Annotated in this window: 13 protein-coding genes and 1 tRNA gene; 10 read left to right on the top strand and 4 right to left on the bottom strand. The window is 59.8% G+C overall.

Annotation, left to right across the window (positions count from 1 at the left end; genetic code table 11):
- Position 1: 1 nt before the first annotated feature.
- A complete protein-coding gene (locus ACLH0J_RS11760; RefSeq protein WP_411392096.1) occupies positions 2–952 on the top strand; it encodes an alpha-E domain-containing protein in 951 nt (316 codons plus the stop codon).
- Positions 949–1,731 carry a transglutaminase N-terminal domain-containing protein gene (locus tag ACLH0J_RS11765; protein ID WP_010563771.1) on the top strand — a complete coding sequence of 261 codons (783 nt, stop codon included), beginning with the start codon at positions 949–951 and terminating at the stop codon, positions 1,729–1,731. The genes ACLH0J_RS11760 and ACLH0J_RS11765 overlap by 4 nt, the downstream gene beginning before the upstream one ends.
- Before the next feature lie 77 nt (positions 1,732–1,808).
- Here the strand turns inward: ACLH0J_RS11765 and ACLH0J_RS11770 are convergent, their stop codons facing one another.
- Entirely contained in the window at positions 1,809–2,615 is an 807-nt protein-coding gene (locus ACLH0J_RS11770) for a c-type cytochrome (RefSeq protein ID WP_411392097.1), read from the bottom strand.
- A 646-nt stretch (positions 2,616–3,261) separates the two neighbouring features.
- On the opposite strand from ACLH0J_RS11770, the gene ACLH0J_RS11775 reads away from it, so the two are divergent.
- The 3 genes from ACLH0J_RS11775 (at position 3,262) to ACLH0J_RS11785 (ending at position 7,543) form a co-directional block, all read left to right on the top strand.
- Entirely contained in the window at positions 3,262–4,467 is a 1,206-nt protein-coding gene (locus ACLH0J_RS11775) for an acetyl-CoA C-acetyltransferase (RefSeq protein WP_411392098.1), read from the top strand.
- 16 nt (positions 4,468–4,483) lie between these two features.
- Positions 4,484–6,628, top strand: a complete 2,145-nt coding sequence (locus ACLH0J_RS11780; RefSeq protein WP_411392099.1) for a 3-hydroxyacyl-CoA dehydrogenase NAD-binding domain-containing protein — start codon at positions 4,484–4,486, stop codon at positions 6,626–6,628.
- Between the two features lie 171 nt (positions 6,629–6,799).
- Entirely contained in the window at positions 6,800–7,543 is a 744-nt protein-coding gene (locus ACLH0J_RS11785; protein ID WP_411392100.1) for an amidotransferase, read from the top strand.
- On the opposite strand, the gene ACLH0J_RS11790 is transcribed toward ACLH0J_RS11785, so the two are convergent.
- From ACLH0J_RS11790 to ACLH0J_RS11800, 3 genes are all read right to left on the bottom strand, one after another.
- A complete protein-coding gene (locus ACLH0J_RS11790; RefSeq protein ID WP_411392101.1) occupies positions 7,521–8,492 on the bottom strand; it encodes a magnesium and cobalt transport protein CorA in 972 nt (323 codons plus the stop codon). The two genes, ACLH0J_RS11785 and ACLH0J_RS11790, sit on opposite strands and share 23 nt — an antisense overlap.
- Positions 8,493–8,662: 170 nt before the next feature.
- A complete protein-coding gene (locus ACLH0J_RS11795; RefSeq protein ID WP_411392102.1) occupies positions 8,663–9,403 on the bottom strand; it encodes a lysophospholipid acyltransferase family protein in 741 nt (246 codons plus the stop codon).
- Between the two features lie 213 nt (positions 9,404–9,616).
- Positions 9,617–10,309 carry a crotonase/enoyl-CoA hydratase family protein gene (locus tag ACLH0J_RS11800; RefSeq protein WP_411392103.1) on the bottom strand — a complete coding sequence of 231 codons (693 nt, stop codon included), beginning with the start codon at positions 10,307–10,309 and terminating at the stop codon, positions 9,617–9,619.
- Between the two features lie 321 nt (positions 10,310–10,630).
- Here ACLH0J_RS11800 and ACLH0J_RS11805 point away from each other — a divergent pair.
- The 5 genes from ACLH0J_RS11805 to codA all read left to right on the top strand — a co-directional run bounded on the left by ACLH0J_RS11805 (position 10,631) and on the right by codA (position 15,259).
- Positions 10,631–10,720 (top strand) — tRNA-Ser (locus ACLH0J_RS11805).
- A 323-nt stretch (positions 10,721–11,043) separates the two neighbouring features.
- Positions 11,044–11,295 (top strand): AAA family ATPase, encoded by a 252-nt coding sequence (locus ACLH0J_RS11810; protein WP_258869207.1) that lies wholly within the window; start codon positions 11,044–11,046, stop codon positions 11,293–11,295.
- 237 nt (positions 11,296–11,532) lie between these two features.
- Positions 11,533–12,798, top strand: coding sequence for a cytosine permease (codB, locus tag ACLH0J_RS11815; protein WP_115284337.1), 1,266 nt, complete (start codon positions 11,533–11,535; stop codon positions 12,796–12,798).
- Positions 12,795–14,018, top strand: coding sequence for a PucR family transcriptional regulator (locus ACLH0J_RS11820; RefSeq protein ID WP_115284336.1), 1,224 nt, complete (start codon positions 12,795–12,797; stop codon positions 14,016–14,018). Before codB ends, ACLH0J_RS11820 begins: the two co-directional genes overlap by 4 nt.
- Positions 14,015–15,259: a cytosine deaminase gene (codA, locus tag ACLH0J_RS11825; RefSeq protein WP_115284335.1), complete on the top strand. Its 1,245-nt coding sequence runs from the start codon at positions 14,015–14,017 to the stop codon at positions 15,257–15,259. The genes ACLH0J_RS11820 and codA overlap by 4 nt, the downstream gene beginning before the upstream one ends.
- Positions 15,260–15,517: the final 258 nt, after the last annotated feature.

Here is a 15,517-nt window from a genome sequence, read left to right on the forward strand (position 1 = left end):
CATGTTGAGTAGAACTGCCTCGGATTTGTACTGGATGTCGCGCTACCTGGAACGCGCGGAAAACCTCGCGCGCATGCTTGATGTCAGCTATTCGCTGTCGCTGATGCCCCAGGATGGGCGCGGCGACGGCCTGCATGAATTGGCCATGCCGCTGTTGATCACCGGCACGCTGGATGACTACCGCGAACGCCACGGCGAATTGCACGCCGAACGGCTGCTGCACTTCTTCGCGCTGGACGCGGCCAACCCGGCCAGCATCTACAGCTGCCTCGGCTCCGCGCGGGCCAGCGCCCATGCGGTGCGAGGGCGAATCACCGCGGACATGTGGGAAAACATCAACGCCACGTGGCTGGATATTCGTGACATCGCCCAGCAGGGGCTGAGTCGCTATGGCATGAGCCGCTTCTGCGAGTGGGTCAAGGAGCGTTCGCACCTGTTCCGAGGGGCGACCTACGGCACCATCATGCGTAATGACGCCTTCCGCTTCATTCGGCTGGGCACCTTTATCGAGCGTGCCGACAACACCCTGCGCCTGCTGGACGCGCGCTATGAAATGGCCGGCGACCAGGCCGAAGCCGTCACCGATGGCACGGCTCACGCCTATTATCAGTGGAGCGCCCTGCTGCGTGCGCTGTCCTCGTTCGAGGCCTACACCGAGATTTACCGCGACGCCCCCGGCGCCCGGCAAGTCGCCGAGCTGTTGCTGTTGCGCGCCGACGTACCGCGCTCGCTGCGGGCCTGCAGTGAAGAGATCGACCAGATCCTCGCCAGCCTGCCAGGCCTCAATGGCCGACCGGCACAACGCCTGGCCGCCGAGATGGACGCGCGCCTGCGCTTTACCGCCATCGATGAAATCCTCGAGGAAGGCCTGCACGCCTGGCTGACCGACTTTATCCCCTTGGTTCGCCAGTTGGGCGACGCCATCTACAGTTCCTACCTGGAGGCGGCATGAGACTCTCCATCAGCCACGAAACCACCTACCGCTACGAAGACCAGGTGCGCAACAGCATCCAGTACCTGCGCCTCACGCCCCATGACAGCGAGCGCCAGCACGTGCTCAGTTGGCAACTGGACTTGCCACGCCCGGTGCGCGCGCAGGTGGACCCGTTCGGTAACATCCTGCATGTGCTGACCCTCGATGAGCCCCACGACGCCATCATCATCGGTGCCCGCGGCCAAGTGGATATCGACGAATTGCGCGAAGCGGAACACGAGAGCCAGTCGGCCTTTCCATTCCTGCGCTGCACGCGCCTGACCGAACCTGACGAGGCCTTGCGTGCCTTTGCCGAACAGCATTGCCACCAGCGTCGCGACCGCACCGCGTTGATCGACCTGATGCACGCCCTCCACCAGTCGATGGTCTACACGCCGGGCGCCACCGAAGTCGACACCAGTGCCGCCCAAGCCTTCGCAGGGCGCGCGGGCGTGTGCCAGGACCACACCCATGCGTTCCTGGCCTGCGCGCGCAGCCTGGGGATTCCTGCTCGGTATGTGTCGGGGTATTTGTACACCGAAGACAGCACCCACCTGGCCAGCCACGCCTGGGCGGAAGCCTGGCTGGACAACGCCTGGTACAGCTTTGACGTCACCAACCAACTGGCCCGGCCGGAACGGCATTTGAAACTGGCCGTGGGCCTGGACTACCTCGACGCCTGTCCGGTGCGTGGCATGCGCCGGGGCGGCGGGCATGAGCAGATGCATGCCAAGGTGTTTGTGGCGCCGCAGCAGTAGTTGACTGACAACGCGGGGTAACTGATACCCCTGTGGGGTTCTGAGGTTTTTCGCGAGCAAGCTCGCGCCTACGGGGGTTAAGGTTGTTGTTTGCGCCCGGCCATGTGCTTCAGATACTCCACCAACAACGCCAGCTCGCTGTCAGGCAACACACTGGCGGCGAACGCCGGCATCTTCGCCTGGGGCCAGTGCCGCAGGCTCTGTGGGTCGCGGATATAACGCTTGAGGAAATCGCTGCCGAAATACTCGGTGGGGCTGTAGGGAATATTCAGGTCCGGCCCCACCTGTGCGTCGCCGGCGCCATTGAGGCGGTGGCAGGCCAGGCAATTCTTCTGGAATAACGCAAAACCCTGGTTGATCGGGTCATTCGCCGCCAGCGTCGGGTCCGGCAAGAGCGCCGGGAAACGCTCGGCCACCGTCTTCAACTGCTTGATCCCCGAGATCTGGAACGGCCACTGCTCAGGGCTGATATGCCCGGCTTGCGGGTCGGTCCACACCAGGTAGAACGGCCCGGCACTCGGCTTGCCGTCTGCCAGCGCGGGCCATGGGTGGGCCGGGTCTTCCACCGCCAGCCAGGCGCGGGCGCCGCTTTTTTCCAGCAAGGGCGAGGCCGTCAGTTCGGCGGCAAACCCATCGAGGGCAACCGCTTGCAGATGATTTTCCGGTGTAAGACCGGGTAGGAGCGCTGCCAACGGCACTGCGCGATAGGTCATGGTGCGTTTGTAGGAAACGTCATTAACAATCTGCACCGTCTGCACGTCGGGGTGCTTGAGCAAGTCGGCGGTCTGCCAGGTCTTGCTGGCGTGGTCGAGTTCGATGGTCAACTGCGCCGCCGCTGCGGGCAGGCTGATGAGCAGGGCAAAAAGGGCGAAGATCGATTTCAAGAGAGAGGCCCGGTGCGAAGTGGCGATGGGGCTCACGATACCGGAAATCTGCGGGTAAAAAAGGCAGCCCCTGCGGGACCGCTATGGGCAATGTCCCGGCAGGTGCTACCAAAACCTGCAGCCCTGATGCTGTGTAGGCACGGAAGGTGGGGGTAAAGGCTCACCCGATAATCTTGGTTAGATTGGGGAGGATCAGAATCAGTGTGGTGGCGAAAAGAATGAGTCCCGCCTGGCGGAGTTTCGAGTGTTTGAACATGGCTGACTGCCTTTTGTTGTTATTCCTGAGCGTCAAATACGTGCCGGTAAAATCTACTATGCCGATATGACGTGTCGCTTTTCTTACAGATGCTCCAGCAAAACCCGGCAGCAACTTCTTACTGATTGAACCTTAGAGCCCTCGTTCTTCGTGGCTTAGATCCATTTCGTATCAACTAATCAAAATTTAAGCTTAAAACGGCATGAGGCCTATCGCCATCTTGGCGCCAATGCCTTGGCTAGACCGCTAAAACGATTAATCCATTGATTGCTCACTGAACCTACCGTTCGTCCGAGCGTGGCGGTCAAAAGCAATGAGCGCATCCGTCATTGAAACCGTGTCATTCGGGCCTAAGGTAAGGGCACTACTGCGCAATGGTTCGAGGACGTCATGACCCAAGCTTTGATCTTTGATGCGATACGCACGCCCCGTGGCAGAGGCAAGCCCGACGGCGCCCTGTACAGCGTCAAGCCGGTAAACCTGGTGGCCGGTTTACTCACAGCCCTGGCGCAACGCAACGACCTCGACACCCATCAGGTGGATGACATCGTCCTCGGCTGCGTCACCCCCGTGGGCGACCAGGGCGCCGACATTGCCAAGACCGCTGCGCTGGTGGCGGATTGGGACGTCAGCGTCGCCGGCGTCCAGCTCAACCGCTTCTGTGCCTCGGGCCTGGAAGCGGTCAACCTCGGCGCGATGAAAGTGCGCTCAGGCTTCGAAGACCTGGTGGTGGTCGGCGGCGTCGAGTCCATGTCTCGCGTGCCCATGGGCAGCGATGGCGGTGCCTGGGTGCTCGACCCGCAAACCAACATGCACAGCCACTTCACGCCCCAGGGCATCGGCGCGGACCTGATTGCCACCCTCGAGGGCTTTACTCGCGAGGATGTCGATAGATTTGCCCTACAGTCCCAGCAGAAAGCGGCCAGGGCTCGCGCGGACGGTTCCTTCAACAAGTCGCTGATCGCGGTGCAGGACCAGAACGGCATCGTGCTGCTGGACCATGATGAATTTATCCGCGCCGACTCCACCCTCGAAGGCCTGGGCACGCTCAAGCCGAGCTTTGAAATGATCGGCCAGATGGGCTTCGACGCCACCGCGTTGCGGGTCTACAGCCATGTGGAGCGTATCCAGCATGTGCACACGCCGGGTAACAGCTCCGGCATCGTCGATGGCGCCGCGTTGATGTTGATCGGTTCCGAGGCCAAGGGGCGCGAGCTGGGCTTGCAGCCGCGGGCACGCATCGTCGCCACGGCGGTGACCGGCACCGATCCGACCATCATGCTTACAGGCCCCGCGCCCGCTACGCGCAAGGCGCTGGCCAAGGCCGGTTTGCGCGTGGAAGACATCGACCTGTTCGAGGTCAATGAAGCCTTTGCCTCGGTGGTGCTCAAGTTCATCAAGGACATGGGCATTGACGCCGCACGGGTCAATGTCAACGGCGGCTCCATCGCCATGGGCCACCCGTTGGGCGCCACCGGCTGCGCGATCCTCGGCACCCTGCTCGACGAACTGGAGGCGCGCCAGCAGCGCTATGGCCTGGCCACCCTGTGTGTCGGCGGTGGCATGGGCATCGCCACCATCATCGAACGCCTCTGAGCCCAAGGAGTTTGTCATGACCGACGCCATTCGTTACGAAAAAGGCCAGGACCAGATCGTGGTACTGACCCTCGACATGCCCGGCCAGAGCGCCAACACCATGAACGCCGCATACCGCGAGGCCATGGCGGCCATCGTTGCGCGCCTGGAGGCGGAAAAAGACAGCATCGCCGGGGTGATCATCACCTCGGCGAAGAAGACGTTTTTTGCCGGCGGCGACCTCAATGAACTGATTAAAGTCGACAAGGCCCATGCCAAGGATTTCTACGACAGTGTGCGGGTGCTGAAGGCGCAGCTGCGCCGTCTGGAAACCCTCGGCAAACCGGTGGTGGCCGCGATCAATGGCGCCGCGCTGGGTGGCGGCTGGGAGATTTGCCTGGCGTGCCATTACCGTGTCGCGCTGGACGACAAATCGGTGCAACTGGGTTTACCGGAAGTCACCCTGGGGCTGCTGCCGGGCGGAGGCGGAGTGGTGCGCATGGTGCGCCTGCTCGGTCTGGAAAAGGCTTTGCCGTATTTGCTCGAAGGCAAAAAAATCCGCCCGCAACAGGCGCTGCAAGCCGGTTTGATCAATGAGCTGGCAGCGGATCTTGCCGAGTTGCTGGCCAAATCCCGAGCCTGGATTGTTGCCAACCCGCAGGCCAAGCAGCCTTGGGACAACAAGGCTTACCAGATCCCCGGTGGCACACCGTCGAACCCGAAAGTCGCGCAGATGCTCGCCATTGCGCCGTCGATATTGCGCAGCAAAACCAACGGCTGTTTCCCGGCTCCGGAAAAAATCCTCTGTGCCGCCGTGGAAGGCGCCCAAGTGGATTTCGACACCGCGCACCTGATCGAAACCCGCTACTTCACTGAGCTGGTCACCGGGCAGGTGGCGAAAAACATGATCGGCACCTTCTGGTTCCAGCTCAATCAAATCAACGCCGGCAGCTCGCGGCCACAGGGTTTTGCGCCTTACGTGACGCGCAAAGTCGGCGTGCTCGGCGCCGGGATGATGGGCGCGGGGATTGCGTATGTGAGTGCTTGTGCGGGCATCGACGTGGTGCTCAAGGACATCAACCTGGTGGCAGCCGAGAAGGGCAAGGCGCATTCGGTTGCGCTGTTGGATAAGAAGGTCAGTCGTGGGCAATTGACCGCCGAGCAGCGGGAAAAGACCCTGGCGCGTATTCATCCTACACAGGATGACGCCGATCTGGCCGGCTGCGACCTGATCATCGAAGCGGTGTTCGAAGACCGCGAACTCAAGGCCAAGGTCTCTGCCGCCGCGCAACGCGTGGTCGGCGCCGACGCAGTGATCGCCTCCAACACCTCCACCTTGCCCATCAGTGGGCTGGCGACCGCAGTGCGCGATCAAGGCAAGTTTATCGGCCTGCACTTCTTCAGCCCGGTGGACAAAATGCCCTTGGTGGAAATCATCAAGGGCGCCTGCACTTCAGACGAAACCCTGGCCCGAGGTTTTGACTTCGTCCTGCAGATCAACAAAACCCCGATCGTGGTCAACGACAGTCGTGGCTTCTTTACCTCGCGGGTGTTCGGCACTTTCACCAACGAAGGCATTGCCATGCTCGGCGAAGGCGTGGCCGCGCCAATGATTGAGACCGAAGCGCGCAAGGCCGGTATGCCGGTGGGGCCGTTGGCGGTGTCTGACGAAGTGTCTCTCAGCCTTATGAGCCATATCCGACAGCAGACGGCCAAGGATCTGCTGGCCGAAGGTAAAGCCGTGCCGACTCATCCGGCAACCGCGGTGATCGACCTGTTGGTGAATGAATACCAACGCACGGGCAAGGCCGCTGGGGGCGGTTTCTATGAGTACCCTGCGGGTGGGCAGAAGTATTTGTGGCCGGAATTGAAAAGCCGCTTCGAGCAACCGGACCAGCGGATTTCGCCACAGGATGTACGCGACCGTTTGCTGTTTATCCAGGCCATCGAAACCGTGCGCTGTGTGGAGGAGGGTGTGTTGATGTCCACGGCGGACGCCAACGTGGGCTCGATCTTCGGGATCGGCTTTGCGGCCTGGAGCGGCGGTGCGTTGCAGTTCATCAACCAGTACGGGCTCAAGGATTTTATCGCCCGCGCCCGCTACCTGGCCGAGCAATATGGAGACCGATTCACCCCTCCGGCGTTACTGCTGGAGAAGGCTGCACAAGGAGCAATGTTCTAACTCCCCTCTGTAGGCGCGAGCTCGCGAAAAACGAACAAGCGACAAGGATGTCGCGTTTTCGTCAACGTTCTGCGTGAGCAAGGGGCGCATGCCAAGGGCTTGCGTTGTGGGGGTATTTCAAGGCACGCTCTGGGGCGTTCAATATTCCCATCACCGTGTCAGGTATTTTTTATGTCGCTACGCGTCTGTATCCTGGAAACCGATATCCTGCGTCCAGGCTTGATCGATCAATACCAAGGGTACGGGCAGATGTTCAAGCGCCTGTTCGCCAAGCAGCCGATTCCCGCCGAGTTTGTCGTGTACAACGTGGTACAGGGTGAATACCCGTCGGATGATGAAGCGTTCGATGCGTACCTGGTGACCGGCAGCAAGGCCGACTCCTTCGGTACCGACCCGTGGATACAGACCCTCAAGACTTACCTGCTCAAACGCTATGAACGCGGCGACAAGTTGCTGGGCATCTGCTTCGGTCATCAATTGCTGGCGTTGCTGCTGGGCGGCAAGACCGAACGCGCCGGCCAGGGTTGGGGCATGGGCATCCACGACTACAAACTCGATGCCAAGGCGCCGTGGATGAGTCCTGAAGTCCCAGAGTTGACGCTACTGATCAGCCACCAGGACCAGGTGACGACCTTGCCGGACAATGCCACGGTCATCGCCTCCAGCGAATTTTGCCCGTTCGCCGCGTACCACATCGGCGACCAGGTGCTGTGCTTCCAGGGCCATCCGGAGTTTATCCACGATTATTCCCGCGAGTTGCTGGAGATTCTTCAGACGACTCTCGGCGAAAAGGTCTACACCAATGGTGTGGCAAGCCTGGAGCGAGACCACCACGGCGTCACCGTGGCGGAATGGATGATGCGCTTTGTGGCCCACAAGCCCGACGCGAAGGTTAAAGCCATCCCGAGCGCTTGAAGCTGGCCCACAAGCCCGTGCATCCCGTGGCAATAAACCCGAGCACCGCAAAATAGCCGTAGTGCCATTGCAGCTCGGGCATGTTCTGGAAGTTCATCCCATAGATCCCCGCCACCGCGGTGGGGAATGCCAGGATCGCCGCCCACGCGGCGAACTTGCGCTGCACCACGCTCTGGCGCGACGCTTCCAGTAACACACCGATCTCGATGGTCTGGCTGGCGATATCGCGCAGGGTGGTGAGGTCTTCCATCTGCCGTGTTACGTGGATCTGCACGTCACGGAAATACGGGCGCATGTTCTTGTCGATGAACGGGAAGCTCAGTTTCTGCAGCTCCTGGCTGATCTCCACCATCGGCGCCACATACCGCTTGAGTCGCAGCACGTCACGGCGCAGGCCGTGGAGGTTCTGGATATCACGCTCGCTCAGCGAACTGCACAGCACGTTGCGCTCCAGTTCATCGATCTCGGCGTGGATTGCCTCGCTGACGGGTTGATAGTTTCCGGTGACGAAATCCAGCAGCGCATAGAGTACGAAATCTTCCCCATGCTCCAGTAACAGCGGGCGCGCCTCACAGCGCTGGCGTACAAAGCCGTAGGACGCCGAATGACCATTGCGCGCCGTGATGATGTAACCGGTACCGGCAAAAATATGGGTCTCGATAAACTCCAGCTTGCCGTTATCGCGCACCGGTGAGTAGGTGACGATAAACAGCGCGTCACCGAAGGTTTCCAGCTTTGGTCGGCTGTGTTTTTCCAGGGCGTCTTCGATGGCCAGTTCATGCAGGTTGAACTGACGTTGCAGGTTGGACAGTTCCAGGGCGCTGGGTTCTTCCAGGCCGATCCATACAAAATGGCCGGGTTTGGCGGCCCAGGCCGCGCCTTCGTCGAGGGTGATATCCGTAACTTTCTTTCCGGCGCTGTAAACGGCGGCCGCAACAACTCTACCCATGGTGCTGATCACTTCGTATTAGGAGGACAGATGTTGGGCAGCTTAGCCTGAATGGCGTTCATTTGTTGCTGACGAAAGTAGGAGCAGCTTGCCGGCGAAGATCGTCAACGAAGACGCGGACCGTCCGACTTGAAGCGGCGCTCTCAGGTTTCTCGCGACCCTGCTCGCACCTACAGAGTGCGCGATGCCCCGGCGGTTTTCAGTTCAAGGTCCATCGCCTTGATGCACTCATCCATCTGCGCCTGACAGGCCTGCATTAACTGAGGGATGTCATCCGAGGTCAGTCCGACCGTAGGAATCGGCGGCAGAGAGCGTATGAGCACATCACCGCTGTTCCAGTGATTGAGCCGCATATGAGTGACGTAGTTACTGACGCATACCTGCACGATGGGCACGCCGGCGGCAATCGCCATATGGAACGCGCCTTTCTTGAATGGCAGCAAGCCTTTGCCCAGGTTGCGTGTGCCCTCCGGAAACACCCAGATCGACGTGTCTTCATGTTGCAAGGTTCGGGTTGTGGTCAGCATCGCGCGGCGTGCCTTGTGCGCATTGCCGCGGTCGATCAGCACATTGCCCGCCAGCCAGAACAGCTGGCCGAACAGCGGCACCCATTTCAGGCTCTTCTTGGCGATACACACGGTGCGCTGGGGTACCACGGTGCCCAATACAAACAGGTCGTAGTTGGACTGGTGGTTGGCGATGATCACGCAGGTGCCGGGTTTGTTGCGCAGCGAGTCCACATCGGCGTTCACCTTCAGGCCCAGCAGCCACATGGCCGGCAGCGCGTAGAGGCGAGCACATAGACGGCTATTGTCCGGGTTGAACGGCCGGCAGATACCGATCAGTACGCCCAGCACGCCAGCGATCATAAAATGCAGACCCATCAACAACATACGCAACAGAAAAAGCATCGACACGGCCTATGGGGACAAAAGGTGGCGCAGTGTACGGTTGTGCACTGTATTCGGCAATTACCCCTGTAGAGGGAGGAGATAGGCGATGTTTAAGTACATGTTTCAACATCTGCCTGTATTGGCAGGCTAGAGCGGCGGAAGACGATTCGGATTCATGTGTAAGAAAAAGCCCGACGCAAGGTCGGGCTCTGACACACCAACGGTAGGTGTTTAACTCAAAATATGGCCTTGGTCCTGGAGGATCGCATCGTCCAGCGCTTCCAGCAGCGCCTTACGCACCTTCAGCTTGGTCTGCTTGTGGGCGTTCATGTTGAGCTTCTTCAACTGACGCGCCGCTTCCAGCGCGGCCGCGTGCAGCTCTTCCGGGGCCACCACTTTATCGAGGAAGCCGGCACCCAAGGCACCTTGCGGGTCGAACATCTCGGCATTGATCACCGAGCGATGAAACGCCGACTTACGCAGACGATCCCGCGCCAACTCGATACCGGCGTGGTGCATGGTCATGCCAATCGCCACTTCATTCAGGCCAATGCTGAACGGACCTTCCACCCCAATTCGATAATCCGCCGACAACAGCAGGAACGCACCCTTGGCCACCGCATGCCCGGTGCACGCCACAATCACCGGGAATGGGTGCGACAACAGACGACGCGCCAACGTCGAGCCCGACGTCACCAGACCGATCGCCTCTTTAGGGCCGGCCGTCATTACCTTCAAATCATAACCGCCCGACAAGATCCCCGGCGTGCCGGTGATGATCACCACCGCCCGGTCTTTCTCCGCCTGGTCCAGCGCTTCATTAAAGGCATTGACCACCGCAGGAGAAATCGCATTCACCTTGCCGTTGCTCAACGTCAGGGTCGCGATACCGTCTTCCAGGTGGTAGGAGATCAACTCACTCATGACGCGGTTCCTTAATAGATTTGTTATAGAAGTGCCTGCGCAGACGTTACCCACCACGCCCGCCCCGGTAAAGCGCCGTGACTGACTGGCCAGTCAGACTTTTCCTGTGGGTTGTGTGTTGAACTCCCTAGGGCGGGGCGCAATCGCCGTTCCAGACGCACGTCGCCAATGCCCAAGAATGGCAGAATCACCGCCCTTTGCCGGGCGTGGCGCGGCATACCCGTCTAACCGCATGAAAATTCTGAAAAAAACCTTTGCCATCAGAAAGGCTTTCGACTACATTAGCGCGCCTCGACAGACTGAACTGGTTTGACGAGATACGGTGAAGTGTCCGAGTGGCTTAAGGAGCACGCCTGGAAAGTGTGTATACAAGAAATTGTATCGAGAGTTCGAATCTCTCCTTCACCGCCACATATATACGAAAAAGCCCTGATTATTCAGGGCTTTTTCGTTTCTGTGTTTCTGAAAAAAATCCCAGCCCATACTATGGCCCATACCCTGGATGACTCAGTGTTTTTCGACCAAAGGCAGATTTTCTGACAGTTTCTAAGCGGTGCAGTCCAGCAGCGATCCGTCGATCGATCTGACTCACATCGTTGTAATCGGGATCATCATCTGACCGACACCAATGCGCGAGCGCTTGCCAGATTGTCAATTCGGAGTCGGCGCCAACACCCAGAGGATCGCGCTCGCTACGAGCAGGCTAAACGGCGGTTGGGGATAAGCCCGATCAGGTGCTTCCTCTCGATCTTTATGCTGCGGAATGGAAGGTCGCTGCGGTCAGCGCATCTTCGTCTTTCGAGTCCGTCGCAGCCAGTGATATGCCGATCAATCCCATCGTTTGGTTGGTCCATGATTATTTGGAGCAGAGCGCGTTGGCGGTGTTGTTTGGGCCGCCAGGAAAAGGCAAATCCTTCCTCGCCCTCGATTTGGCCTGTTGCGTGGCCACGGGTATCGAAGTATTGGTCGCCGCTAGTGGTCTTTGAAGACGCTGCAATTCCCTGTTGCGTCCATGAATGGTGCGCGATGGCAATAAAAAAGGGCGTTTGGCACAGAAAAATAAAGAATTTTTCTTCAAAGATGTGCTTTTTGCACTTTCATCGATGTCGTTTTCGCATGTATTTCCCTTCATTTTCGAAGCGGTCCGCTATGGGCCCGGTAATTGCTCTGACATGGGTGTGCCCATCCATCCAAGCCCGCTTTCGATCTGGAGAAATAATGAAATGAGTTCATCCGGCGATTTTCCGTTAAGCGAAGCCCCACGCGAAGCGCGCAAAGGGCTGTTGTCCATTTCCATGGTGCTGTTCAGTTTTACTTTTTTCACCGGCACCATGTTTGCCGGTGGCAAGCTGGGTATGGCCTTCAACTTCGTCGACATGCTGTGGATCGCCGCCATCGGCAACAGCCTGCTGGCACTCTATGCTGCGGCGCTTTCCTTCATCGCCTCCCGTAGTGGCCTCAATACCGTGTTGATGGGGCGGTTTTGCTTTGGCGAGGCGGGTAGCCGACTTTCAGATTTTCTGCTCGGGTTCGCTGAGTTGGGCTGGTATGCCTGGGGGACGGCGACGGTGGCGATCGTACTGGTGAAGATGCTCGGTCTGGCAGGGGGCCTGACGATCCCGCTGATGATTCTGTTCGGCTTTGGCTTCAGCCTCACCGCCATCATCGGCTACAAAGGGCTTGATGTACTCTCGCGGGTTTCCGTGCCGTTGATGTTCGTCCTGCTGATTATTTCCATGTACATCGCCACCCACGATATTGGTGGTTTTCAGGCCCTGGCGGCCGTCATCCCCCATGAAACCATGACGTTTTCGGCCGCCGTGACCATGGTGTTCGGTACCTTCGCCAGCGGTGCCACGCAGGCTACCAACTGGACACGGCTGTCACGTACCGGTCGCGTGGCGATCATCGCGAGCATCGTCAGCTTTTTGCTCGGCAATGGCTTGATGGTGGTCGCGGGTGCCTGGTGCGCGATCGTCTATCAGCAGGCCGATATCGTCGAAGTGATGATCCTGCAAGGCCTATCGTTCGCCGCGGTGATCATGCTCTGCCTGAACCTGTGGACGATCCAGGGGCCGACGATCTACAACGTCTCCGCGGCGGCCTGTCACCTGCTGCGCAGTGAGCGCCGCCGGACCATGACCCTGGTCGCTGCCGGCGTTGGCGTGCTGCTGGCCATCGGTGGCATGTACGAGATGCTGATCCCGTTTCTGGTGCTGCTCGGCTCGATCATCCCTCCGGTGGGCGGCGTGATCATGGCCGACTTCTGGTACCGCCATCGCGGCCAATATCCGCTGCTGGCCAGCGCCAGATTGCCGCGCTACAACGTCGTCGGGCTGTCGGCCTACGCCGTCGGCGCACTGGTTGCCTATTGCTCGCCCTGGGTCGCTCCGCTGGTGGGGATCGCGGTGTCTGCCGTGTGCTACATCGGCTTGCTGCAATTGTGCGGTCGCCGCGCCACCATTGGCTCGACGCAGGAGGAACTGTGAGCCTGACGGTCGCAGAAGTCCTCAAGTTGCCGGGGCTTGAAGGCTTGACCGTGCGTGCCGGCAACCTGCACCTGCATCGCACCGTTCGTTGGCCTTATGTCGCCGAGAACGAGGGCATCGCCGAGTGGGTCATAGGCGGCGAGCTGGTATTCATCACGGGCGTCAATCATGCACGCGAGGAGGCCAACTTGTTGAGCCTCATCGAGGATGGCGTGGCGATGGGAATTGCCGGCCTAGTGATTCTCACGGGGGGGACGTTTATCCAGCGCATCCCCCAGGCTGTGATCGAGCGTGCGGAGCATTACGGCTTGCCGTTGATCGAACAGCCTTACCTGCTGAAGATGGTTATCGTCACCCACGCCATCGGCACGGCGCTGGTGCATATGGCGCAAGCCCGGCGTTCGCGTCACGACATTCTCAGCCAGTTGCTCACCGGCGACTATCCGAGTCTGGCCATCGCGCAGCAGCGTGCCGAGCATGTGCAATTGCCCGTCGAGGGGCCACGTCGTCTGGTGGCCCTGCGGTTGTCCAGCGTGAGCGTGCTGTTCGAGCGCCATCCGCCAGCGGAGGCCGAGCGGCTGTTGCAGCAAACCCGTCAGTCCCTGCAGGATCATCTGGAAGCCTGGAACCGCAACTGGGCCGAGGCATTGCCGGTGATCCTCCAGGGCGACCTGTTCATTGTGCTGTTGCCCGATCAGGACAGTCTGCGCGCCGATCTGCTGAGCTTGTACCAGGCGCTCGGCGAATTGATTGGCGACATGACCTTGTACATGGGCCTGGCGAACCGCGTGGAGGATTGCGGGCACTATCGCCAGGCCCTGAACGAAGCACGCCAGGCCCTGGATGTCGCCGAGAGCCTGCACCCGGCGAGCGGCTTTTGCGATTTCAGCGAGCTGGGTGTGCTGCGCCTGTTGCAAGGCATCGGCGACCGCTCGGTGATCGATCACTTCGTCAAGCAAACCCTCGGGCCATTGATCGAGCCGTCTCGCAAGCAGCCATTCACGCTGCTTGAAACCCTCGACGCACTGCTCCAGGAAAATGGCAATGCGCTCAAGGCAGCCAGTCGCCTGGCCATCCACCGCAACACCATCAATCAACGCATCCAGCGTATCGAGCAGCAGAGCGGAAAGTCGCTGGACGATCCGCTTTTTCGAATGAATGCATCGGTCGCGCTGCTGGTATGGCGCATGACCGAAGTCCACAGCAAGGAGTCAACATGAACATCATCAACGCCCGCCTGCGCGGTAAAACCGGCTTGTATCGTCTTGAACTCGATGGCGCAAAAATTGCGGCTATCGTCCCGCAGGCGCAGGTGGTTCAAGCCACCAGTGCGGCGGATCTGGACGCCGGACAGAACCTGGTGACCGCGCCCTTCGTCGAGCCGCACATTCACTTGGATGCCGCGCTGACGGCTGGTGAGCCGAGCTGGAACATGAGCGGTACGCTGTTTGAGGGCATCGAGCGCTGGGCCGAGCGCAAGGCGCTGGTCACCCACGAAGACACCAAGGTTCGTGCGCGCAAAACCATCGACATGCTGGTCGATAACGGTATCCAGCACGTGCGTACTCATGTCGATGTCACCGACCCGTCCCTGGCGGCGCTCAAGTCGATGCTTGAGGTCCGCGAGCAAACCCGTCACCTGATCGATCTGCAGATTGTCGCCTTTCCCCAGGAAGGCATTGAATCGTTCAAGAATGGCCGTGCCTTGATGACCGAGGCGGTGGCCATGGGTGCCGACGTCGTGGGGGGCATTCCGCACTTCGAGAATACCCGGGAGCAGGGCGAGTCCTCGGTGAAGTTTCTGATGGACCTGGCCGAGCGCACCGGTTGCCTGGTGGACGTGCATTGCGATGAAACCGATGACCCGCAGTCGCGCTTTCTCGAAGTGCTGGCTGACGAAGCGCGGGTGCGGGACATGGGCGAACGGGTGACCGCCAGCCACACTGTGGCCATGGGTTCCTATGACAACGCCTATTGCTACAAGCTGTTCCGCCTGCTCAAGCGGTCGCGGATCAATTTCATCTCTTGCCCGACCGAGAGCATCCATCTGCAAGGGCGTTTCGACGGCTATCCCAAGCGCCGGGGCCTGACGCGCGTCGCCGAAATCGACCGGGCGGGAATGAACATCTGCTTCGGCCAGGACTCCATCGTCGACCCTTGGTATCCATTGGGTAACGGCAACATCCTGCGCATCCTCGAAGCCGGCCTGCACATTTGCCACATGCTCGGTTACGAAGACCTCAAGCGTGCACTGGACCTGATCACTGACAACAGCGCCCGGACCCTGCACCTAGGCGAGCGCTACGGACTGAAAGTCGGGCGCCCGGCCAACCTGTTGATCCTGTCCGCGCCGGACGACTACGAGCTGATCCGCAGCCAGGGCCAGGTATTGACGTCGATCCGTGACGGCAAAGTGCTGATGCAGCGCAGCCCGGCTCGTGTGGAACGCTTCGCCGGCTGAAAAGGTGAACCTTGCAGGATCGCCACACTGCTCGCGCATCCCGCAATTTATGAGAACGACACCCTCCCGTAGGAGCCGGCTGGCTTGCGAAGGCGTAGTGACTGTCGATACAGGTGTCCCTGACGAACCGCTTTCGCGAGCCAGCCAGCTCCTGCAATTCGTGCGTTTTTTGGTAATAAAGCGCGCCGATATACGAATTATCAGAATTAAATATCACCATTAGACTCGAGCACATCGCAGCGTTGTTCACGTTGCGAA

The sequence above is a fragment of the Pseudomonas sp. MPB23 genome (assembly GCF_046605395.1).
Taxonomy (GTDB): domain Bacteria; phylum Pseudomonadota; class Gammaproteobacteria; order Pseudomonadales; family Pseudomonadaceae; genus Aquipseudomonas.